Source organism: Streptomyces sp. NBC_01341 (assembly GCF_035946055.1).
Classification (GTDB): Bacteria; Actinomycetota; Actinomycetes; order Streptomycetales; family Streptomycetaceae; genus Streptomyces.
In genome coordinates this window covers 5,979,378-5,999,786 of the sequence record NZ_CP108364.1, presented here as the reverse complement: position 1 = coordinate 5,999,786, position 20,409 = coordinate 5,979,378, and the positions used below count along the sequence as shown (strand labels likewise).

Annotated in this window: 19 protein-coding genes and 1 pseudogene; 4 read left to right on the top strand and 16 right to left on the bottom strand. The window is 69.2% G+C overall.

Going from position 1 to position 20,409, the window contains the following annotated elements; all coding sequences use genetic code 11:
• Nucleotides 1–13 precede the first annotated feature (13 nt).
• The 5 genes from OG206_RS26425 to OG206_RS26405 all read right to left on the bottom strand — a co-directional run bounded on the left by OG206_RS26425 (nt 14) and on the right by OG206_RS26405 (nt 5,218).
• Nucleotides 14–967, bottom strand: a complete 954-nt coding sequence (locus OG206_RS26425; RefSeq protein ID WP_327120323.1) for a helix-turn-helix transcriptional regulator — start codon at nt 965–967, stop codon at nt 14–16.
• 114 nt (nt 968–1,081) lie between these two features.
• Nucleotides 1,082–1,453: an FKBP-type peptidyl-prolyl cis-trans isomerase gene (locus OG206_RS26420; RefSeq protein WP_327120321.1), complete on the bottom strand. Its 372-nt coding sequence runs from the start codon at nt 1,451–1,453 to the stop codon at nt 1,082–1,084.
• Nucleotides 1,454–1,496: 43 nt separating this feature from the next.
• Complete coding sequence (locus OG206_RS26415; RefSeq protein ID WP_327120319.1) at nt 1,497–2,432, bottom strand: FKBP-type peptidyl-prolyl cis-trans isomerase; 936 nt, start codon at nt 2,430–2,432, stop codon at nt 1,497–1,499.
• Between the two features lie 155 nt (nt 2,433–2,587).
• A complete protein-coding gene (gene pafA / locus OG206_RS26410) occupies nt 2,588–3,949 on the bottom strand; it encodes a Pup--protein ligase (RefSeq protein ID WP_327120317.1) in 1,362 nt (453 codons plus the stop codon).
• A gap of 9 nt (nt 3,950–3,958) precedes the next feature.
• Entirely contained in the window at nt 3,959–5,218 is a 1,260-nt protein-coding gene (locus OG206_RS26405; protein ID WP_327120315.1) for an MFS transporter, read from the bottom strand.
• Between the two features lie 130 nt (nt 5,219–5,348).
• Between OG206_RS26405 and OG206_RS26400 the strand changes: the two genes are divergently transcribed.
• Entirely contained in the window at nt 5,349–6,377 is a 1,029-nt protein-coding gene (locus tag OG206_RS26400; protein WP_327120313.1) for a LacI family DNA-binding transcriptional regulator, read from the top strand.
• A gap of 59 nt (nt 6,378–6,436) precedes the next feature.
• On the opposite strand, the gene prcA is transcribed toward OG206_RS26400, so the two are convergent.
• The 6 genes and pseudogenes from prcA to arc all read right to left on the bottom strand — a co-directional run bounded on the left by prcA (nt 6,437) and on the right by arc (nt 12,256).
• The gene (gene prcA, locus OG206_RS26395; RefSeq protein ID WP_327120311.1) at nt 6,437–7,264 is read right to left on the bottom strand and encodes a proteasome subunit alpha; all 828 of its coding nucleotides are present in this window, start codon (nt 7,262–7,264) and stop codon (nt 6,437–6,439) included.
• A 56-nt stretch (nt 7,265–7,320) separates the two neighbouring features.
• Complete coding sequence (gene prcB, locus OG206_RS26390) at nt 7,321–8,166, bottom strand: proteasome subunit beta (protein WP_327120309.1); 846 nt, start codon at nt 8,164–8,166, stop codon at nt 7,321–7,323.
• A pseudogene (locus OG206_RS26385) lies at nt 8,118–8,297 on the bottom strand (endonuclease domain-containing protein); the annotation flags it as partial. The pseudogene OG206_RS26385 and the gene prcB, both read right to left, overlap by 49 nt.
• A 115-nt stretch (nt 8,298–8,412) precedes the next feature.
• Entirely contained in the window at nt 8,413–8,631 is a 219-nt protein-coding gene (locus OG206_RS26380; protein ID WP_327120307.1) for a ubiquitin-like protein Pup, read from the bottom strand.
• Between the two features lie 120 nt (nt 8,632–8,751).
• Nucleotides 8,752–10,263 carry a depupylase/deamidase Dop gene (gene dop, locus OG206_RS26375; RefSeq protein ID WP_327120305.1) on the bottom strand — a complete coding sequence of 504 codons (1,512 nt, stop codon included), beginning with the start codon at nt 10,261–10,263 and terminating at the stop codon, nt 8,752–8,754.
• Between the two features lie 226 nt (nt 10,264–10,489).
• Nucleotides 10,490–12,256 carry a proteasome ATPase gene (gene arc / locus OG206_RS26370; RefSeq protein WP_327120303.1) on the bottom strand — a complete coding sequence of 589 codons (1,767 nt, stop codon included), beginning with the start codon at nt 12,254–12,256 and terminating at the stop codon, nt 10,490–10,492.
• 241 nt (nt 12,257–12,497) lie between these two features.
• Here arc and OG206_RS26365 point away from each other — a divergent pair, with 241 nt between their 5' ends.
• On the top strand, nt 12,498–12,809 hold the full coding sequence (locus OG206_RS26365; protein ID WP_327120301.1) for a ferredoxin: 312 nt from the start codon (nt 12,498–12,500) through the stop codon (nt 12,807–12,809).
• Nucleotides 12,810–12,813: 4 nt separating this feature from the next.
• Here OG206_RS26365 and OG206_RS26360 read toward each other — a convergent pair whose 3' ends face one another.
• From OG206_RS26360 to OG206_RS26350, 3 genes are all read right to left on the bottom strand, one after another.
• The gene (locus OG206_RS26360; RefSeq protein ID WP_327122412.1) at nt 12,814–13,410 is read right to left on the bottom strand and encodes a hypothetical protein; all 597 of its coding nucleotides are present in this window, start codon (nt 13,408–13,410) and stop codon (nt 12,814–12,816) included.
• A 210-nt stretch (nt 13,411–13,620) separates the two neighbouring features.
• On the bottom strand, nt 13,621–14,529 hold the full coding sequence (locus OG206_RS26355) for a tRNA (adenine-N1)-methyltransferase (protein ID WP_327120299.1): 909 nt from the start codon (nt 14,527–14,529) through the stop codon (nt 13,621–13,623).
• Between the two features lie 43 nt (nt 14,530–14,572).
• On the bottom strand, nt 14,573–15,823 hold the full coding sequence (locus OG206_RS26350) for a site-2 protease family protein (RefSeq protein WP_327122411.1): 1,251 nt from the start codon (nt 15,821–15,823) through the stop codon (nt 14,573–14,575).
• Between the two features lie 170 nt (nt 15,824–15,993).
• Between OG206_RS26350 and OG206_RS26345 the strand changes: the two genes are divergently transcribed.
• Nucleotides 15,994–16,839: a RecB family exonuclease gene (locus OG206_RS26345; protein WP_327122410.1), complete on the top strand. Its 846-nt coding sequence runs from the start codon at nt 15,994–15,996 to the stop codon at nt 16,837–16,839.
• Nucleotides 16,840–16,848: 9 nt separating this feature from the next.
• Nucleotides 16,849–17,520: a response regulator transcription factor gene (locus tag OG206_RS26340; RefSeq protein WP_327120297.1), complete on the top strand. Its 672-nt coding sequence runs from the start codon at nt 16,849–16,851 to the stop codon at nt 17,518–17,520.
• 72 nt (nt 17,521–17,592) lie between these two features.
• On the opposite strand, the gene OG206_RS26335 is transcribed toward OG206_RS26340, so the two are convergent.
• Nucleotides 17,593–19,185, bottom strand: coding sequence for an ABC transporter substrate-binding protein (locus tag OG206_RS26335; RefSeq protein WP_327120295.1), 1,593 nt, complete (start codon nt 19,183–19,185; stop codon nt 17,593–17,595).
• 362 nt (nt 19,186–19,547) lie between these two features.
• The gene (locus OG206_RS26330; protein WP_327120293.1) at nt 19,548–20,249 is read right to left on the bottom strand and encodes an HAD family hydrolase; all 702 of its coding nucleotides are present in this window, start codon (nt 20,247–20,249) and stop codon (nt 19,548–19,550) included.
• Nucleotides 20,250–20,409 lie beyond the last annotated feature (160 nt).

Sequence of the window (20,409 nt, the reverse complement as noted above, 5' to 3'; positions counted from 1 at the left end):
GTGTACGGGCCCCTCAGTCCTTGGCCACGGCGCGCAGCCGGTCCATCACGTCGGCCCGCAGGTCGGCGGGCTCGCCGACGACCACGTCCGGACCGAACTCGACGAGCCAGGCGTCCAGGCCGTGTCCGTACGGGATCTCCAACTCGTCCCAGCCGTCACCGAGTTCCCGCACCGAAAGGGCGCGGGAGCGCAGCGGGTATCCGGCGCCGGTACGCAGACGGATACGAGCCGTCCTGGTGGCGGTCTCACCGGCCCAGCTCTCGACGGTCTCCCGGACGGTCACCGCATCGGGAACGGGCGCGGTGAACGCGCCGGCGCGGGAGCGGACGCGGCCCGCGATGCGGGACAGCCTGAAGACGCGCTCGGCCCCCCTGTCCCGGTCCCAGCCCGCCAGGTACCAGTGGCCGCGCCAGCACTCCAGCGTCCAGGGCTCGACCTGGCGCTGCTCGGGGCGGGCGGCGTTCCCCTTGCGGTAGTCGAAGGTGACCGGGCGGCGGTCCCGGCAGGCCAGCATCAGCGGCTCGAAGGCGGCCTCGTGAACCGGGATGCGGGGTTCGAGGGCGCTGTGCGGCTCGTAGTCGTCCTCGGCCTCCGGCATCCCGGCCGCGCGCAGTTTCTGCAGGGCGCCGCTGGCCGCCCCGGCGAGGCGGGCCTGCTGCCACACTTTGGCGGCGAGCCCGAGGGCGGCGGCCTCCTCGGCGTCCAGGGTGATGGGGGGCAGCCGGTTGCTGTCCCGGCGGGCGAGGTAGCCCATGTCGCCGTCCAGGTTCTCCACGGTCTCGATGATCAGGCCGAGTTCGCGCAGATCGTCCTTGTCGCGCTCGAACATCCGGTTGAAGGAGTCGTCGGAGCCCGCCTCCAGGTATGCCTCGATGGATCCGCGGAGCTCACGCTTGCTGAGCGGGCGCCGGGTACCCAGCAGACACAGTGCCAGGTTCATCAGCCGTTCGGCCTTGGCAATCGCCATCGACGCCCTTTCTCGACGTGCTCTCCGACCGTCGACCGTACCGCTCCGGGGTGTCCGGACCAAAGCGAGGGCCCGCGCCTTGCGGCGCGGGCCCTCGCTCCTGTACCGGGGGGATCAGACCGCGACGAGGTCGCAGACGAAGATCAGCGTCTCACCCGGGGCGATGGCGCTGCCCGCCCCGCGGTCACCGTAGGCGAGGTGCGCGGGAATGGTCAGCTGGCGGCGGCCGCCGACCTTCATGCCCTGGACGCCCTGGTCCCAGCCCGCGATGACCTGGCCGGCACCGAGCTGGAACTTGAGCGGCGTGCCGCGGTTCCAGGAGGCGTCGAACTCCTCGCCGGTGGAGAAGGCCACGCCGACGTAGTGGACGGAGACGTTGTGGCCCTTCTCGGCCACCGGTCCGTCGCCCTCCCAGATGTCCTTGATCTCCAGGTCGGCCGGCGGCTCGCCACCCGGGAAGTCGATCTCGGGCTTCTCGATGCTCACTGAACTGCTCCTCTTACTGATGAACTGGTCAACCGGGACAGTCTTACATCTTTGCCAGGAGGTCCACGGCGAAGACGAGGGTGGACTTGGCGGGCACGGCCTGCTGCGCCTTGTCACCGAAACCCTGGTCCGGCGGGATGACCAGCAGGACGCGGCTGCCGACCTTCTTGCCGACCAGACCGTTCTTCAGCCCCTTGAGGGTGACCTGCGCCAGCGGGAACGTCTGGGTCTTGCCCGCCTCGTAGGTGTTGTCGAAGGGCTTGCTGCCCTTCCAGAGCAGACCGACGTAGTTCACGACCACGCTGTCGGTGTCCTTGATGACCTCGCCGTCGGACTCGAGGATGTAGTTGGAGACCAGCTTCTTCGGCGGGTCGCTCTTGGGGATCGTGACCGTCGGGGCCTTGCCGTCGGTCTTGGTACCGACCTTGGGCAGGTCGATGTTGTCCTGGGCGACGGCGGTGCCCTTGGCGGAGGCGGGGATCTGCGTCGCCTTCACGATGTCCACGACGAAGACGAGGGTGGCGTTGGGCTTGATGTCGCCCTGGCCCTGCGCCCCGTAGCCGAGGTCCGGCGGGATGACCAGCTCGACACGGCTGCCGACCTTCTGGCCGACGAGACCCTTGTCCCAGCCCTGGATGACCATGCCCGCACCGAGCGTCAGGTCGAAGGGCTGCTTGCGGTCGAAGCTGTTGTCGAACGGCTTGGTGGAGTCCCAGGCCTGTCCGAGGTAGTTGACCTGGATCGCGTCGCCGTTCTTGAGCTTCGCGCCGTCACCCTCACTGATGACGTCGGTCTTCAGTTCCTTGGGGGGGTCACCCTCACCCTTCGCCAGGGTGGGCTTCTCGCCGAACTCGGCTCCCGCCGTGATCGCGGGAACGCCCTTCTCGGTCGAGGCGGAGTCGGAGGCCTTGTCGTCGCCGCATGCCGCTGCGGACAGCAGCAGAAGGGGGACGACGAGAAGGCCGGCAAGTCGGCGCACTGGTTCCTCAGATCTCAGACGGCACGTGAGTGGTCCCCGACACTCTAAGGGCTGTCCCGCAAACCCTGGCGGGACAAGCCCTCAGGCCGAGCGAAGGGCCCCGTACGAGGAACGTACGGGGCCCGGTCGCATACGAGGCCGGTGTTCTCCGTCGGTCACATGCCCGCGATCAGCTTTTCCACCCGCTCGTCGACCGAACGGAAGGGGTCTTTGCACAGCACGGTGCGCTGCGCCTGGTCGTTGAGCTTGAGGTGGACCCAGTCGACGGTGAAATCCCGGCGCTGTTCCTGGGCCCGACGGATGAAGTCACCGCGCAGGCGCGCCCTGGTGGTCTGCGGGGGCACCGATTTGCCCTCGAAGATCTTCATGTCGTTGCAGATACGGGCGGCCTGCCCCTTCCGCTCCAGGAGGTAGTAGAGCCCGCGGCGGCGGTGGATGTCGTGGTAGGCGAGGTCTATCTGAGCGACTCTCGGATTCGACATGGTCATGTTGTGCTTGGCCCGGTACCGCTCGATGAGCTTGTACTTCATGACCCAGTCGATCTCGGTGCCGATCCGGTCGAGGTCCTCGGCCTCGATGGCGTCCAGCGTGCGGCCCCACAGTTCGAGGACCTGGTCGACGTTGCCGGTGCGGATGCCGCGGCGCTCGACGAAGTCGACGGCCTTCTCGTAGTACTCGCGCTGGACCTCGATCGCCGATGCCTCCCGGCCGCTGGCCAGGCGCACCTTGCGCTGCCCCGTGATGTCGTGGCTGACCTCCCGGATGGCCCGGATCGGGTTCTCCAGGGTCAGGTCACGCATCACGGTGCCCGCCTCGATCATGCGGAGCACGAGGTCGGTGGCACCGACCTTCAGGAGCATGGTCGTCTCGGACATGTTGGAGTCACCGACGATGACGTGGAGGCGGCGGTACCGCTCGGCGTCGGCGTGCGGTTCGTCCCGGGTGTTGATGATCGGACGGGAGCGGGTCGTCGCGGAGCTGACACCCTCCCAGATGTGCTCCGCCCGCTGGCTCACGCAGTACACGGCCCCGCGCGGCGTCTGCAGCACCTTGCCGGCACCGCAGATCAGCTGACGGGTGACGAGGAACGGAATGAGGATGTCCGCGAGCCGGGAGAATTCTCCGTGGCGGGCGACGAGGTAGTTCTCGTGGCACCCGTAGGAGTTTCCAGCCGAGTCGGTGTTGTTCTTGAAGAGATAGACGTCGCCCGCGATTCCCTCCTCGTGCAGGCGGCGTTCGGCGTCGACGAGCAGGCCTTCGAGAATGCGTTCGCCTGCCTTGTCGTGCGTGACGAGTTCCGTCACGTTGTCGCATTCGGGGGTTGCGTATTCCGGATGCGATCCCACGTCGAGGTACAGGCGGGCGCCGTTCCGCAGGAAGACATTGCTGCTGCGGCCCCATGACACGACACGGCGGAAGAGGTAGCGCGCCACTTCGTCAGGTGACAGTCGGCGCTGTCCCCTGAACGTGCACGTGACGCCGTACTCGTTCTCCAGCCCGAAAATGCGGCGGTCCATGACTGAACATTACGCCTTATGGCCTGAGCTGAAACCGGGTTCGGCTGCACCGTTTCGATCATTTTCCGAACCGGCCACGACAGCGGGCGTACGCCCGGGAGCTGCGAGGACCCTTCCGGTGGCCAGCAGGACCAGCAACGCCGCCACTCCACCGGCCCCCGCGACGGCGAAACTCCACGCCGTGCCGCCGAGCTCGGCGGCCGGGCCGGCCACCGCCGTTCCGGCCGCCGCACCCACCCCGAAGGTCGTCACGAGCCAGGAGAACGCCTCGGTCACCGTGCCCCGCGGCGCGTGACGGTCCACCACGATGAACGAGCAGGCGATCGCCGGAGCCAGGAAGACCCCGGCCAGCGCGGACAGAGCGGTCATGGCGGCGACGCCGGGCGTGAGCGTCAACGGCAGGTAGCACAGGGCCAGGAGGGCGACGATGCCGCGAAGCCGCCGTTCGGGTGTACCGGCCCACTGCCGCGCCCCGTACGCCACTCCGCCGATCAGCGCTCCGAGGCCGAGAGCGGCCATCAGCCAGCCGTACACGGACTCCCTGCCGTGGTCGTCGGCGTAGGCGACACCGGCCACCGTGATCGAGCCGAGAGCGAGGCCGACGAAGAAGAACGCGCCCAGCAGGGCCAGCAGGCCGGGAGAGCGCAGGGCGCCCAGCCAGTGCGCCTCACGGGGCGCCGAACGCCAGGTCCTGGAGGGCTCGGAGAGCACCACGGACAGCGCCCCGAGGACTCCGATGGCGTTGATGACGAGCAGCGCGGCGGCCGGCGACCAGAGCGAGACCAGGACCGTCACCAGGAGCGGCCCCACGGTGAACATGACCTCCTGCGCCACCGCGTCCATGGCGTACGCCCGGTGCACCCGGTCCTCGCCGCCCAGCACCGTCGGCCACAGGGCACGCAGACCGCCCTCCAGAGGTGGCGTGAAGACACCGGCCACGACCACCGCGGCGTAGGCCACGGGGAGCGAGCCGAGCCCGGCCAGGGCCAGCGCGGCCATTCCGAGGGCGGAGAGGACGGCTGCGGGCAACTGCACGCGCGGCTGGCCGTGCAGGTCCACGGCCCGGCCCAGCAGCGGCTGCCCGACGGCGGTGGCGAGGCCGTACGCCGCCGCCAGGGCGCCGGCCAGCGTGTAGCTGCCGCCCTCCGCGCGGGTGAACAGGACGATCGCGATGTGGGCGGTGCCGTTCGGCAGCCTCCCCACCAGCGTGCCCGCCAGGAGCCGGGCGGCGTGCCGCGCCCGGAGGATGTCCAGATATCCCGCGGCCATGTCCGCCCCTCTCCCCCGCCGGGCTTCGCAGCCTCGGGGTTTTACGTATAACGTCTGCGCCCATACGTACCATGTGGACAGTCCGCGAGTCCATCCCAGGGCGTCCGGCCGGCACAGCACGGAGGCACGAGTGAGCAGCGCGCAGCAGCCCGCCCCACCCCGGCCCACCAGCCGTGACGTGGCCCGGGCCGCAGGTGTCTCCCAGGCGACCGTCTCGCTGGTGCTGGGTGACAAGTGGCGCGGGCGGGTGTCGGCGGCGACGGCCGACCGGGTGCGCGACAGTGCGCGGGAGCTGGGTTACCGGCCCAATCTGGCCGCCCGCAGTCTCCGGCTGGGCCGCACCCGTACCGCTCTCCTCGTCGTCCCCGCGCTCACCAACGAGTTCTTCGCCCGCGTCCACACCGGCGCCGCGGCCGTCGCGGCCGAGCACGACTTCGGTGTCGTCCTGTACCCGTCGCCGGACGGCACCGGGCCGGCCCGGGACCCCTTCGCCTCGGCCCGCGCGGCCCTCGACGGCGTGATCGCCTCCTCGATGGCCGCCGGCGCGCTGGGGGCGCTGAGGACCGCGGGGCTGCCGCTGGTGATGCTGGACAGCGATCCCGAGGACCACGGCGCGGCGGCACGGGTGAACCTCGACATAGCGGACGGCATGCGTCAGGTGACGGACCATCTGCTGGGACTGGGGCACCGCAGGATCGTCCATCTGGCGTCCGCCGTGGACACCTGGACCTTCGCGGTGCGCGCCCGGGCCCTGGGCGAAGCGGTGCGGGAGGTCCCCGGGGCCGTCGTGCGCACCGTCACCGCCCCGCTGGACGTGGGGGCCGGACGTGAGGCCACCGAGGCCGTCCTGACGTCCGCCGGTCCGCTTCCGACCGCGATCGTCTGTGACGACGACATCCTGGCCGCCGGTGCCTGCAAGGCGGTCCGCCGACGGGGGCTGCGGGTCCCCGACGACATCTCCGTGACCGGCTTCGACGACCTGGCGCTGGCCACCGCCGTCGAGCCGGAGCTCACCACCGTGCGCCTGCCCGCCGAACGGGTGGGGCGGCGCGGCATGTCGGCCCTGCTGGCCGTCCTGGACGGCAGGCCCGCGGACGACAGCGACCTCCCGGTCGGCCTGGTGGTACGCGGCTCCACCGCTCCCCCGCCTGCCCCATGACGGTGCCCCGGGACGCGCATCGCGTCCCGGGGCACCGTCGGAGCTGTCGCGGGAGCGGCCTACTTCTTCGCCGACCCGCCCGTGCCCTCGGTGTCCGCGTCCGGCGTGTCGGTCCCGGCGGCGGGAGCCGCGGGGCTGTCCGGCTCCTCCGTGTCCGACGGGGCGTCCGTCGGGGTGGCCCCGGCGCCGTCGGCGTCGAGGAGCCGGGCCAGCTGCCGCCCGACGATCCGCTTGAACTTGCGCTGCTGCGGCCTCGTGCGGTCCAGTACCGCGACCTCGAGCCGCTCCGCGGGAATCTCCCGCTCGTTGCCGTTGGCCTCGCGAGACAGTGCCTGCACGGCCAGCTTGAGCGCCTCCGCGAGCGACATGCCGTCACGGTGGCGCTGGTCCAGGAAGGTACTGATCTGTTCCGCGTTGCCGCCGACCGCGACCGAGCCGTGCTCGTCCACGATCGATCCGTCGTGCGGGAGACGGTAGATCTGGTCGCCCTCGGGCCCCGCGCCGACCTCGGCGACCACGAGCTCCACCTCGTACGGCTTCTCGGCCGCGCTGGAGAAGATGGTGCCGAGCGTCTGCGCGTAGACGTTGGCCAGCCCACGCGCCGTCACGTCGTCGCGGTCGTAGGTGTAGCCCCGCAGATCCGCGTAGCGCACACCACCGATCCGGAGGTTCTCGTACTCGTTGTACTTGCCGGCGGCCGCGAAGCCGATCCGGTCGTAGATCTCGCTGAACTTGTGCAGCGCGCGGGACGGGTTCTCGCCGACGAACACAATGCCGTCGGCGAACTGCAGCACAACCAGGCTGCGACCACGGGCGATGCCCTTCCGGGCGTATTCCGCCCGGTCGGCCATGGCCTGCTGAGGTGAGACATAGAACGGCGTCGACACCGGCTATCCGTCCCTTTCTGTCAGTGACGAGTGCATCGGAGGAGCATCAGGACCGGTCAGAGCAGCGCGGCACGCGGACCGTCGGGCTGCTCGAGCCGGCGCTCCAGGATCGCGCGCGCGATCTCCGAGGATTCCGTGTCGCCCAGCTTGCGGAAGCCCTCATCGGTGATGACGGTGACGATCGGGTAGATCCGGCGCGCGACGTCCGGGCCACCGGTCGCCGAGTCGTCGTCGGCAGCGTCGTACAGCGCCTGCACGACCAAGGTGAGCGTCTGCTCCTCCGTCAGGTCGTTGCGGTACAGCTTCTTCATCGAGCCCCGGGCGAAGACGGAGCCGGATCCGGTCGCCGCGTACCCGTGCTCCTCCGAACGCCCGCCGGTGACGTCGTACGAGAAGATCCGGCCCTTCTCACGGTCGACGTCGAAGCCCGCGAACAGCGGGACGACCGCCAGCCCCTGCATGGCCATCGCCAGGTTGCTGCGAATCATCGTGGAGAGCCGGTTGGCCTTGCCCTCCAGGGAGAGCGTGGCGCCTTCGACCTTCTCGAAGTGTTCCAGCTCGAGCTGGAACAGCTTGACCATCTCGACGGCGAGGCCGGCCGTGCCGGCGATGCCCACCGCCGAGTACTCGTCGGCCGGGAACACCTTCTCGATGTCGCGCTGCGCGATCATGTTCCCCATGGTCGCCCGCCGGTCACCGGCGAGGACGACGCCGCCGGGGAAGGTCGCCGCCACGATCGTGGTGCCGTGCGGCGCCTCGACGACCCCCTTCATGGGCGGCAGCTGCCGGTTCCCCGGAAGCATCCCGGGCGACTGGTCGGACAGGAAGTCCATGAACGAGGACGATCCCGGCGTCAGGAAGGCAGCTGGTAGACGCCCGGTGCTACGAGTGTTGGCTTCCACGCGTTTCCCTCCAGGTATGCGATGGCCCTGCGCAAGGAGTCAGAATCATCCCCCGACTTGCCGATGGCCGGATTGCAGGTGCGGCACGGTACGCCACGGACCCTACCCGCCCCGTGACGGTGATCAACATGATCCTGGATGCGGAAGCGGTTCCGTGGGGTGCCCGTGCGCGCGAGGGCACCCCACGGAAAGCTCCGGCCGGCGGCGCGAGTCCGCCGATGATCGTCCGGACGGGATCTCCGGCTGTTACTCGCCACCCTTTTGGACGAACGAGCGTACGAAATCCTCGGCGTTGGACTCGAGTACGTCGTCGATCTCGTCGAGGACGTCGTCGACGTCGTCGCTGAGCTTCTCCTGGCGCTCCGCGAGGTCCTCGGAGGCCTGCGCGTCCTGCGCCTGCTCCTCGGTCTCCTCGTTGGTGCGCGTCGCCTTCTGCTGTCCGCCGCCGGTGTCCTTGGTCGCCATGTAGCTCACCCCGCTCGGTTCGAAGCACTTGATCAGACCCTACCTACGGGGTCCGACATTGGCCCGGTACTTTCCTCAACGTCCGGAGGTCATCTCATTGATTCCCAGCCGGAGCGCCTTTCAGGCCCCCGTCAGCGTCCGGACCAGCTCTTCCGCAGTGCGGCAGCGGTCCAGGAGCTCCTCGACGTGAGCACGTGTGCCACGCAGCGGTTCCATGGTCGGCACCCGCTGCAGCGAGTCGCGGTCGGGCAGATCGAAGATGACCGAGTCCCAGGAGGCCGCGGCGACGTCGTCCGCGTACTGCTCCAGGCAGCGGCCCCGGAAATAGGCCCTGGTGTCCTCCGGAGGCTTCGTACGGGCCCGCTCGACGTCGCTCTCGTCGAGCAGCCGCTTGATCTTCCCCCGGGCCGCCAGGCGGTTGTACAGGCCCTTGTCGGCCCGTACGTCGGCGTACTGGAGGTCCACGAGGTGCAGGCGCGGGGCGTCCCAGTCCAGGCCGTCCCGCCGCCGGTAACCCTCCATGAGCTCTCGCTTGGCGATCCAGTCCAGTTCGCCGGACAGGCTCATCGGATCGTTCTCCAGGCGGTTCAGGGTGTCCTCCCAGCGGGCCAGGACGTCCTTGGTCTGCTCGTCGGCGTCCGCCCCGTACCGCTCCTCGACGTATTTGCGGCCCAGCTCGAAGTACTCCATCTGAAGTTGCACAGCGGTGAGTGTCCGCCCGCTGCGGAGGGTGACGAGCTGCTTCAGCGTGGGGTCGTGCGAGACCTGGTGCAGGGTGCGGACCGGCTGGTCGACCGCCAGGTCGACGTTGATGAACCCGTCCTCGATCATGGCAAGGACCAGGGAGGTGGTGCCGAGCTTCAGATAGGTCGAGATCTCCGAGAGGTTGGCGTCCCCGATGATCACGTGGAGTCTGCGGTACTTCTCGGCGTCCGAGTGCGGTTCGTCGCGGGTGTTGATGATGGGGCGCTTGAGCGTGGTCTCGAGGCCCACCTCGACCTCGAAGTAGTCGGCGCGCTGGCTGATCTGAAAGCCGTGCTCATGGCCGTCCTGGCCGATGCCGACCCGGCCCGCGCCGGTGACGACCTGGCGGGAGACGAAGAACGGTGTCAGGTGGCGCACGATGTCCGAGAAGGGGGTCTCCCGCTTCATCAGGTAGTTCTCGTGCGTGCCGTAGGACGCGCCCTTGTTGTCGGTGTTGTTCTTGTACAGGTGGATCGGCTGGGCCCCGGGGATCGCGGCGGCACGCTCCGCCGCCTCCGCCATCACCCGCTCGCCGGCCTTGTCCCAGAGCACCGCGTCCAGCGGGTTGGTGATCTCGGGTGAGCTGTATTCGGGGTGCGCGTGGTCGACGTACAGCCGCGCACCGTTGGTGAGGATGACATTGGCCAGGCCGATGTCCTCGTCGGTGAGCTGGCTGGAGTCGGCGGTCTCGCGGGCGAGGTCGAAGCCTCGCGCGTCGCGCAGCGGATTCTCCTCCTCGAAATCCCAGCGGGCGCGGCGCGCCCGGTGCATCGCCGCCGCGTAGGCGTTGACGATCTGGGACGAGGTGAGCATGGCATTGGCGTTGGGTTGACCGGGAACGGAGATCCCGTACTCCGTCTCGATGCCCATCACTCGCCGTACGGTCATGCGGCCCTCCTTGCCCGGCGGCGCCCCCTGCGGGAGCGGCGCTCAAGTACCGCTGCTGGTCCGCGGTGCCCGTCCCCGCACTGCGCGACTCGGCGGTACGTCAGAGCCTAGAGCGCCTCTGCGCCGGTGGGGAGATCAATTGCGTCATTGTTCGGGTGTGGCCTGACCTGCCTGGAAAACGGCCGGCTGCGGATGCCCTGCCGGGCATCCGCAGCCGGTCTGCGTTTTACAGGTACTGCCCGGTATTTGCCACCGTGTCGATGGAACGACCGGTGTCTGCGCCCTGCTTTCCGGTGACGAGAGTGCGGATGAAGACGATCCGCTCTCCCTTCTTTCCGGAAATCCTGGCCCAGTCGTCCGGGTTGGTCGTGTTGGGCAGGTCCTCGTTCTCCTTGAACTCGTCCACGCACGCCTGGAGGAGATGGGAGACGCGCAGGCCCTTCTGGCCCTGCTCGAGGAATGCCTTGATGGCCATCTTCTTCGCCCGGTCCACGATGTTCTGAATCATCGCTCCGGAGTTGAAGTCCTTGAAGTACAGGACTTCCTTGTCGCCGTTCGCGTAGGTGACCTCGAGGAAGCGGTTCTCCTCGGATTCCGTGTACATCCGCTCCACGACCGACTGGATCATCGCGTGGGCGGCCGCTTCCTTCGATCCCGTGTGCTCGGCCAGGTCGTCCGAGTGCAGCGGGAGCGAGGGGGTGAGGTACTTCGCGAAGATGTCCTTCGCCGCCTCGGCGTCCGGACGCTCGATCTTGATCTTCACATCGAGACGGCCGGGCCGCAGGATCGCGGGGTCGATCATGTCCTCGCGGTTCGAGGCGCCGATGACGATGACGTTCTCCAGTCCCTCCACACCGTCGATCTCGGCGAGCAGCTGCGGGACGATGGTGTTCTCCACGTCCGAGCTGACACCGGAACCACGGGTGCGGAAGAGGGATTCCATCTCGTCGAAGAAGACGATGACGGGAGTGCCCTCGCTCGCCTTCTCCCGGGCACGCTGGAAGACGAGGCGGATGTGCCGCTCGGTCTCGCCGACGTACTTGTTGAGGAGCTCGGGGCCCTTGATGTTGAGGAAGTAGCTCTTCCCCGCGGGCTGTCCGGTCACCTCGGCGACCTTCTTGGCCAGCGAGTTGGCGACGGCCTTGGCGATGAGTGTCTTGCCGCAGCCGGGAGGACCGTAGAGCAGGATGCCCTTCGGCGGACGCAGTTCGTGTTCCTTGAAGAGGTCCGGGTGGAGGTACGGGAGCTCGACCGCGTCCCTGATCAGTTCGATCTGGTCGCCCAGACCGCCGATCTTGTTGTAGTCGATGTCCGGTACCTCTTCGAGAACGAGCTCCTCGACCTCGCTCTTGGGGACCACTTCGTAGACGTAGCCGGACCTGGGCTCGAGCAGGAGGGCGTCGCCGGGGCGGATGGTGATGTCCAGCAGAGGCTCGGCGAGCCTCACCACCCGCTCCTCGTCGGTGTGCCCGACGACCAGGGCGCGCTCGCCGTCCTCGAGGATCTCCTTGAGGGTGACGATGTCCCCGGCCCGCTCGAATTCCATGGCCTCGACCACGTTGAGCGCTTCGTTGAGCATGACCTCCTGGCCTCGCCGGAGGCCTTCGAGCTCGACGCTCGGGCTCACGTTCACCCGGAGCTTGCGGCCCCCGGTGAAGATGTCGCAGGTGTCGTCCTCGTTGGCCTGCAGGAAGACACCGAAGCCAGCCGGTGGCTGGGCCAGCCGGTCGACCTCCTCCTTGAGGGCCACGATCTGGTCGCGGGCCTCGCGGAGCGTGTTGGCGAGCCGCTCGTTCTGCGCGGACACGCCGGCCAGACTGGTCTGCAACTCGACGATCCGCTCTTCGAGAATCCTCGTATGACGCGGAGAGTCGGCGAGCTTACGTCGCAGGACGGCGATTTCCTGCTCGAGAAAGGCAACCTGCCCGGCTGGGTCTTCCGACCCTCGCCCGGGCCGGATGCCGCGGTTGATTTCGTCGTCGTGGGCTGCCACGGTCCTCACCTCCTCCAAGGGGAGCTGGACGCTTCCTGACCCTACCTGGGTGGGTGATGATTGAAACCCCTAGATCACAAAGACCCGGGTGTCTGTCCGATCTTCACCCTTGCGCCCTCCCTCACGCCAGAGGAATACCCACCCTTCGGCACCGGAAAGCAGCCGGTTGTATCGTCGAAGTGTTCAACACCCGTCAGGGCTGGCTTCAATTGGTGCAGATACGCAGGGAACGGCAGGACACATGACCGTGCAGCAGGACGCTCCGGGAGACACCGGGACCCAGGACCTCGAGGTCTGGATCGACCAGGACCTCTGTACGGGCGACGGCATCTGTGTGCAGTACGCACCCGAGGTGTTCGAGCTGGACATCGACGGTCTGGCGTACGTCAAGAGCCCGGAGGACGAGTTGCTCCAGGACAAGGGAGCCACCACACCGGTGCCGCTGCCCCTGCTCCAGGACGTGGTGGACTCGGCGAAGGAGTGCCCAGGCGACTGCATTCATGTACGTCGCGTCTCGGACAACGTGGAAGTGTTCGGGCCGGACGCCGAATGACGGCTCAGGCCGGGCGCGCGCTGCCGCCGGCGGGAGCGGAGGACCTGACGAAGGCGTTGCCCTTCCACTGCCAGGAGACGCTCTCCCGTTCGTCGGGGCAGCAGCGCGGCACGTCGGCCGACGAGTAGCCGAGCAGGTTCGCCGAGATCCGGCCGTCGCGTACGGCGAGGTCGGTGACCGCCAGCTTCTGGGCGGGGTCCACCAGGGTCGCCACGACCCTGGGTGCGGCCCCGCTCCGCCGTGTGACGACGTAGATGCCGCTGGGAGGGGTGCCGGAACCCGCCGCGCAGCGGACGACCGCGACCGTCTCGGGGGCGCCGTCCCCGTCGAGGTCACCGGGGGCGCTGTCCGCCACGGTCTGTCCGGCGCCGGCGCAGTCGAGCGGGAAGGCAACGCCGGCCGGGTCGGGGGCCTGGGCGGCGGGGACGCCCTCGTGGCGGGTGGTCACGCCGTGTTCGGACGCCGAGGCCGTGGCGGTGGCCGCCTCGGGCTGGAGCAGCCCCGCGACGGCGATCACGGCCGCCATCGCCGTGGCCGTGGCGAGCCAGTGCACCGCCTTGGCGTCGGTGTGCGCGAGGTCCGGGAGCGCGGAGGTCTGCACGCGGTATGTCTCCATGTGGTTCCTGGAAGCCTGTAGAGGCGGTGCCGAGCGGAGCTCGGCGGGCGGGGGTGGCCAGCATCGTGCCACACCTCACACCGCAGTGGAACGGCGGGGTCCGACGGAATGGCCGGGACAGACGGAAAGGCGCCGCCGCCGGCTCCCCGGACAGGTCCGGGGAACTCGGCGGCGGCGCCTGTGCGTTCTGGGAGGTCAGTCGCGGTTCGCGCTGCCGCTCCGGGCGCCGGGACCGTCGTAGTCCTCGCCGTAGGCGCCCTTGGAGGGGCGGCGGCGGCGCAGCGGCGGCTCGACGCCGTCCGCGAGCCGGCGTGCGGTGACGAGGAAGCCGGTGTGGCCGATCATGCGGTGGTCCGGCCGGACGGCAAGGCCCTCGACGTGCCAGTTGCGGATCATCGACTCCCACGGCTGCGGCTCGGCGAAGCAGCCGATCTCGCGGATTGATTCGACGGTCCGCGACAGCTGGGTCGTGGTCGCGACGTACGCGCAGAGGATGCCGCCGGGCACCAGGGCCTTGGAGACGGCCTCGAGGCACTCCCACGGGGCGAGCATGTCCAGGACGACGCGGTCGACGTCGGTGTCCGACAGGTTGTCCTGGAGGTCGCCGACGGTCAGCTCCCAGGCGGGGTGCGGGGAGCCGAAGTAACGCTCCACGTTCTGCTGGGCGATCTCGGCGAAGTCCTCGCGGCGCTCGTAGGAGTGCAGCATGCCCTGCTCACCGATGGCGCGCAGCAGGAAGGTGCTGAGCGCTCCGGAGCCGACTCCCGCCTCCACGACGCGTGCGCCGGGGAAGATGTCGGCGAAGGCCAGGATCTGACCCGCGTCCTTGGGGTAGACCACGGCGGCACCGCGGGGCATGGACAGGACGTAGTCGGGGAGCAGGGGGCGCAGCGCGAGGTAGGCGACGTTTCCCGTGGTTCGGACAACACTGCCCTCGGGAGCACCGATCAGCTCGTCGTGGGGGAAAGAACCCTTGTGGGTGTGGAAGTTCTTTCCGGCCTCGAGCGTGAAGGTGTAGTGGCGTCCCTTGGGGTCGGTGAGCTGGACCTGGTCCCCGACTTTGAATGGGCCGCGACGGCGGGCGGCACCGGTCGGTTCGGACATGCGGCCAGCCTACCCGTATTTCGGGGGCGGCCTTCCGGGGGCCTCAGGCCGAGGGACGGGCCATGGCCGCGACGAACGCGCGCTCGACGTCGGCGGTCGACAGGACGCCGTAGATCTCGCCGGTCTCCTCCATCACCAGGTACTCGGTGGCGGGTGTGGCCTTCAGCCGGTCCAGGAGCGCTTCGCCGGCGAGTTCGGCGGGGACCTTCATGCCGTCGGTGAGGTCCTGGGCGAGGCCGCTGACGGGCACCCAGGGGCGGCGGTGCTCGGGGACCCCGGCGATGGCCGCCTCCCGCACGACGCCCTTGGGGCTGCCCTGTCCGTCGACGACGACCAGGGCGCGGGCGCCGGCCTCGTTGGCGCGGCGGAGCGCCTCGGACAGCGGGGTGGCCGACTCGACGGGAACCGCGCGCCGGGTGAGGGTGCGGGCTCTCAGGTCGGGGAGGTGCTCCCGCAGACGGGCCATGCGGAGGCTGTTGCCGGCACCGGTCCAGATGATGCCCGCGAGGATCGCGGCGAGCAGCGCGTCGGTGACCGTCTCCAGGCCGCCGATGTCGCTGGTGGAGTTGCCGAGGGTGCCGGTGTGGGTGAGCAGGGGCAGGCCGATCAGGACCGTGACGGCGAGCCCCCTGCCGACCCATGCCGCGGCGACGGTGCCGCTCATGGGCTTGCCGGTGATCTTCCACACGACGGCGCGGAGCATCCGGCCGCCGTCCAGGGGCAGGCCGGGCAGCAGGTTGAAGGCGGCGACGATGAGGTTGGAGATCATCAGCCCGGCGAGGAGCACGCCGGGGACGGTGCCGGCCTCGACGAACTGGAGCGGGATGTAGAAGATCCCGGCGAGGACGAGTGAGAGCAGGGGCCCCACGAAGGCGAGGACGAACTCGCGTCCCGGGGTCTCGGACTCCTTCTCGATCTCGGAGACGCCGCCGAAGAACTGGAGCTGGATGCGGCGGACCGGCAGCTTGTAGTGCAGGGCCGCGACGGTGTGGGCGAGCTCGTGGACCAGGACGGAGGCGTAGAAGGCGATCGCGAAGAAGAGCGCGACCAGGTAGCGGGCTCCGCCGAGTCCCGGCAGGACGCGGTCGAGCTGACCGCCGAACACCCACGTGATCAGTGCCGCGACGACGAACCAGCTGGGGGCCACGTACACGGGCACCCCGAAGGGACGGCCCATGAGGAGGCCGCCGCCGGGGTCGGCCGGACGTCGCGGTTTGCCCTTGCCGGGCCCGGTGCCGGGGTCCTCGCCCCCTGCGCCGGGCTGCGGGCGCCCGCTGTCGCCGCTCTCGTCCACGGGATCCCTCCGGTCGGTGGCTGCTGCCACGGTCGTGCTGTGCGCGAGCTCTGTGGTCGATGGTATGCCGGTGGCTGTCAGTGGCGGGCCGTAGGGTCTGCGACATGACGTCCGTACCGCGCCCGCCTTCGCCACCCTCGTCCCTGTCGCCGTCGCGCGCGAGCGATTTCATGCAGTGCCCGCTGCTCTACCGCTTCCGGGTGATCGACAAGCTGCCCGAGAAGCCCAGCGAGGCTGCTACCCGGGGCACGCTGGTGCATGCGGTGCTTGAGCGACTGTTCGACGTTCCGGCGGCAGACCGTACGGCACCGAGGGCCAAAGCCCTGATCCCCGGTCAGTGGGACCGGCTGCTCGAGTCGAAGCCCGAGCTGACCGGGCTGTTCGCGGGCGATCCGGAGGGCGAGCGGCTCGCCGGGTGGCTGGGCGAGGCGGAGCGGCTGGTGGAGCGGTGGTTCTCCCTCGAGGACCCCACGCGCCTGGAGCCGGCCGAGCGGGAGCTGTTCGTGGAGACCGAGCTGGATTCGGGTCTCCGGCTGCGCGGGGTGATCGACCGGGTCGACGTGGCCCCCACCGGCGAGGTCCGGATCGTGGACTACAAGACGGGCAAGGCGCCGCGGCCGGAATACGCGGAGGGCGCCCTGTTCCAGATGAAGTTCTACGCCCTGGTGGTGTGGCGTCTGAAGAACGTGGTGCCGCGCCGCCTCCAGCTCGTCTATCTCGGCAGCGGTGACGTGCTGACGTACGACCCCGTTCCGGCGGACCTGGAGCGGATGGAGCGCAAGCTGCTCGCGCTGTGGGAGGCCATCCGGGTGGCCACGGAGACGGGCGAGTGGCGGCCGAGGCCGACGAAGCTGTGCGGTTGGTGCGACCACCGGGCGGTCTGCCCCGAGTTCGGCGGGACTCCCCCGGTATATCCGCTGTCCGTCCGCCCGGCCGACCCGGTGGAGGGTGTGCAGGGCAGAATGGAACCGGTCCCGTCCGAGGCCGGACAACCGGTGGCCCTCGAAGGCCCTTAAGGAGATTCCGTGGCTATCCGCGTCCTGCTCGTCGACGATCAGCCTCTCTTGCGCACCGGGTTCCGGATGATCCTGGAGGCGGAGGGTGATCTCGCGGTGGTCGGCGAGGCCGGCGACGGACTGCAGGCCATCGAACAGGTGCGGGCGCTGCAGCCCGACGTGGTGCTGATGGACATCCGCATGCCGCGGATGGACGGTGTGGAGGCGACCCGGCAGATCACCGGGCCGGGCCGGGACGGCCCGGCGAAGGTCCTGGTGCTGACGACCTTCGACCTCGACGAGTACGTCGTGGAGGCGCTGCGCGCGGGGGCCAGTGGCTTCCTGCTGAAGGACGCACCCGCCAACGAGCTGGTGCAGGCCATCCGGGTGGTGGCCGCGGGCGAGGCGATGCTGGCGCCCAGCATCACGCGCCGCCTGCTCGACAAGTACGCCGACCACCTGCCGTCGGGCGAGGAGCCCGTCCCGGACGCCCTGCACACGCTCACCGAGCGCGAGGTGGAGGTGCTGAAGCTGGTGGCGCGCGGACTGTCCAACGCGGAGATCGCCGCCGACCTGTTCGTGAGCGAGACGACGGTCAAGACGCATGTCGGCCACGTGCTCACGAAGCTGGGACTGCGCGACCGCGTGCAGGCCGCCGTCTACGCCTACGAGAGCGGCCTGGTGCGTCCCGGCGCACAGTGACGACGCCGACGAAACCGGTGCGGGCCGGGGCCGTAGGCCCCGGCCCGCACCGGTTCTCCGGACGGTGCTCCGTCAGGAGGTGCCGCGCCCCAGCTCCCAGAGCTGCAGGTCGGCCGAGGAGTTGACGGCGTACTCGACGCCGTTCAGCCCGTCGAGCGAGGCGACGTACTGCTTGCCCTGCCAGATCGGCAGCACGGGGACGTCGGTGGCAACGATGTCCTGGAGCTTCTCGAAGGCCGGGCTCGCCGCGCTGCGGTCGGCCTCACGCCGCGACTGCGGGATGAGCGTGTCCTGGGCCAGGGCCGACCGGTACGGCGAGTTCAGGAAGTTGTTCTTGTCGAGGAACGGCGCCGTGTAGGTGTCCGGGTCCGGGAAGTCGGGGAACCAGCCCATGCCGTAGACGGCGTACTCGCCCTTCTTCTGCTCGGGGCGGTACTTGTCCCACGGCTTGCCCTCGATGTCGACCTGGAACAGCTGCGAGGCGTTGAGCTGCTTGGCCAGCGCCTCGAACTCGGCCTTGGTGGCGGGGCCGTAGTGGTCCGTCGTGTAGTGCAGCGTGAACTTGACCGGCGTGCTGATGCCGGCCTTGTCGAGGGTCTCCGCGGCCTTCGAGACGTTCGGCTCGCCGTACTTGTCGAAGAACGAGGTGGTGTGGCCGGTGATGCCGGACGGGATCAGCGAGTAGAGCGGCTCGGCGGTGCTGCCGTACACCTTGCTCGCGATCGTCCCTCGGTCGATGACCTGGGCCATGGCCTGGCGCACGGCCTTGTCCTTGACCTCGGGGGCCTCGGTGTTGAACGCGAGGTAGCTGATGGCGAGTCCGGGCATCTCGGTGAGCTTGACGCCCTCCTTCGGCTCCGCCAGGAGCTTCTGGGACTGCTCGGGCGACATGGTGCGCGTCATCATGTCGATCTTCTCGTCGTCGAGCGCCTTGCCCATCGCCGCGGCGTCGGGGAAGAGGTCCAGCTCGACCTTCTGGTTCTTGATCTCCAGGTCACCCTTGTACTTCGGGTTCTTGGTGAACACCACCTTGATGACCTGGTTGTTCTTGACCTCGGGCTTCATGGTGTACGGGCCGGAACCGTCGACCTGGAAGCCCTCGCGGGGGGACTTCGCCGGGTACTTGTCCTTCGGGACGATGCCGGCCGGCGGCGTCGCGAGCTTGTAGGGGAAGGTCGCGTCCGGCGTGCGGAGGTGGAAGACGACCTGGTTCTCGCCTTTGGTCTCGATCGTGTCGATGTTGTCGAGCAGACCGATCGGGCCGCTCTCGTCCTTGATGTCGATGACCCGCTGTATGGAGTACTTCACGTCCTCCGGGGTGACGGGGGTGCCGTCGGCGAAGGTGAGACCGTCGCGCAGGGTGCAGCGGTAGCTCTCGTTCTCCGTGTCGGTGAAGGAGCAGCTCTGGGCCGCTTCGGGCACCGGCTCGCCGCCGCCGCGCGGAATGTGGGTGAGCGTCTGCACGGTCTGCCGGAGCACGTTCCAGACGCCCGCTTCGTAGCCGATCGCCGGGTCGAGCGGTGCCGGGCTGTCCGCCGAGGCGATGAACTGGTCCGTCGTCCCGACCACGATGGCTTCGCCCCCCTCGTCCGACCCGCCACAGGCGGCGAGCACGGGCGCGAGCAGGCCCACTACGGCCGGCAGCACCAGGGTCTTGCGGTTCATCTGGGCGTTCTCCCTCATTCCGGCATGTGAGAAAACCGAGATTAGTAGGCGCCGCCATGGGCACCTGACCGGCATCGGACAGCCGCGTATTCACTCGGTGATCGGCGATGACCGGCTGTCCATGTCACGCTCGGGAATGTTTCGTACACGGCTTCACCAACCGGACTTTTGGGTGTACGAAACGGACAGAGAGGTCGGACGGCAAGTGCTTCGATTGGCGTTCGGAGTGACGCAAATCACGTTGGCGCGCCATGTCCTACATTGACATGGACCTGATTTTCGGGCTGCGGGAAAGCCGGGACCGGACGGATTTCGGCCCCGGATTCCTGTCGCCTCTCGACGAAATACCTTGCGTGGACCGGCTATCGCTCCTCCGTGACCAGCTCACGGAGGAAGGCGAGATCCACGTGTTCCAGCGAGGGGACGACGACCCGTCCCGGCGCGGGCGCGATGGGTGCGACGGACGGGACCGCGACGACACGGCAGCCCGCGGCCTCGGCGGCCGCGACCCCGGTCGCGGTGTCCTCGATGACCGCGCAGCGCCACGGATCGGCGCCGAAACCCGCCGCCGCGGCGAGATAGGGCTCGGGGTGCGGCTTCGTCCGGGCCACCTCGTCGCCCGCGACCGTGAGCGCGAAGTGGTGACGGCCCACCGATTCGAGGACCCGGTCGATGATGCGCCGGTGCGAGGCGGACACCAGCGCGGTGGGCACCTCGTGCGCCGCGAGCTCGCCCAGCAGCCGGGCGGCGCCGGGCATCAGCGGCACACCGCGGCCGATGCGCTTCTCGAAGCGGTCGTTGAGCAGCACGGTGAGCTCCTCGATGGCGATGTCCGCACCCGTGACATCGATGAGGTAGCCGGCGCTGCGCGTCATGGGGCCGCCGACGACCACGTCACGCCATGCCTCCTCCAGACGGTGACCGAGGTCGGCGAAGACCTCGACCTCCACGTCCCACCAGAATCCCTCGGTGTCGACCAGCGTGCCGTCCATGTCGAGCAGAACCGCCTGCAGCGCCGACCCATCGGTCGTACGGGTAAGGGACGCGGGAACCGTACTGGTCATCCGGCACACCTCCATGAGGGACGAGAAGGCCGGCCGCCTTCCCGGTGGGAACGGCGACCGGCCTGCACTGGACCGACCAGTCTACGACTCGTCCGCGCGCGGCGCGCGCAACGGGCACTACCGCGCGTCGAACGCCTCGGGTCTTTCGTCTGGACGATCC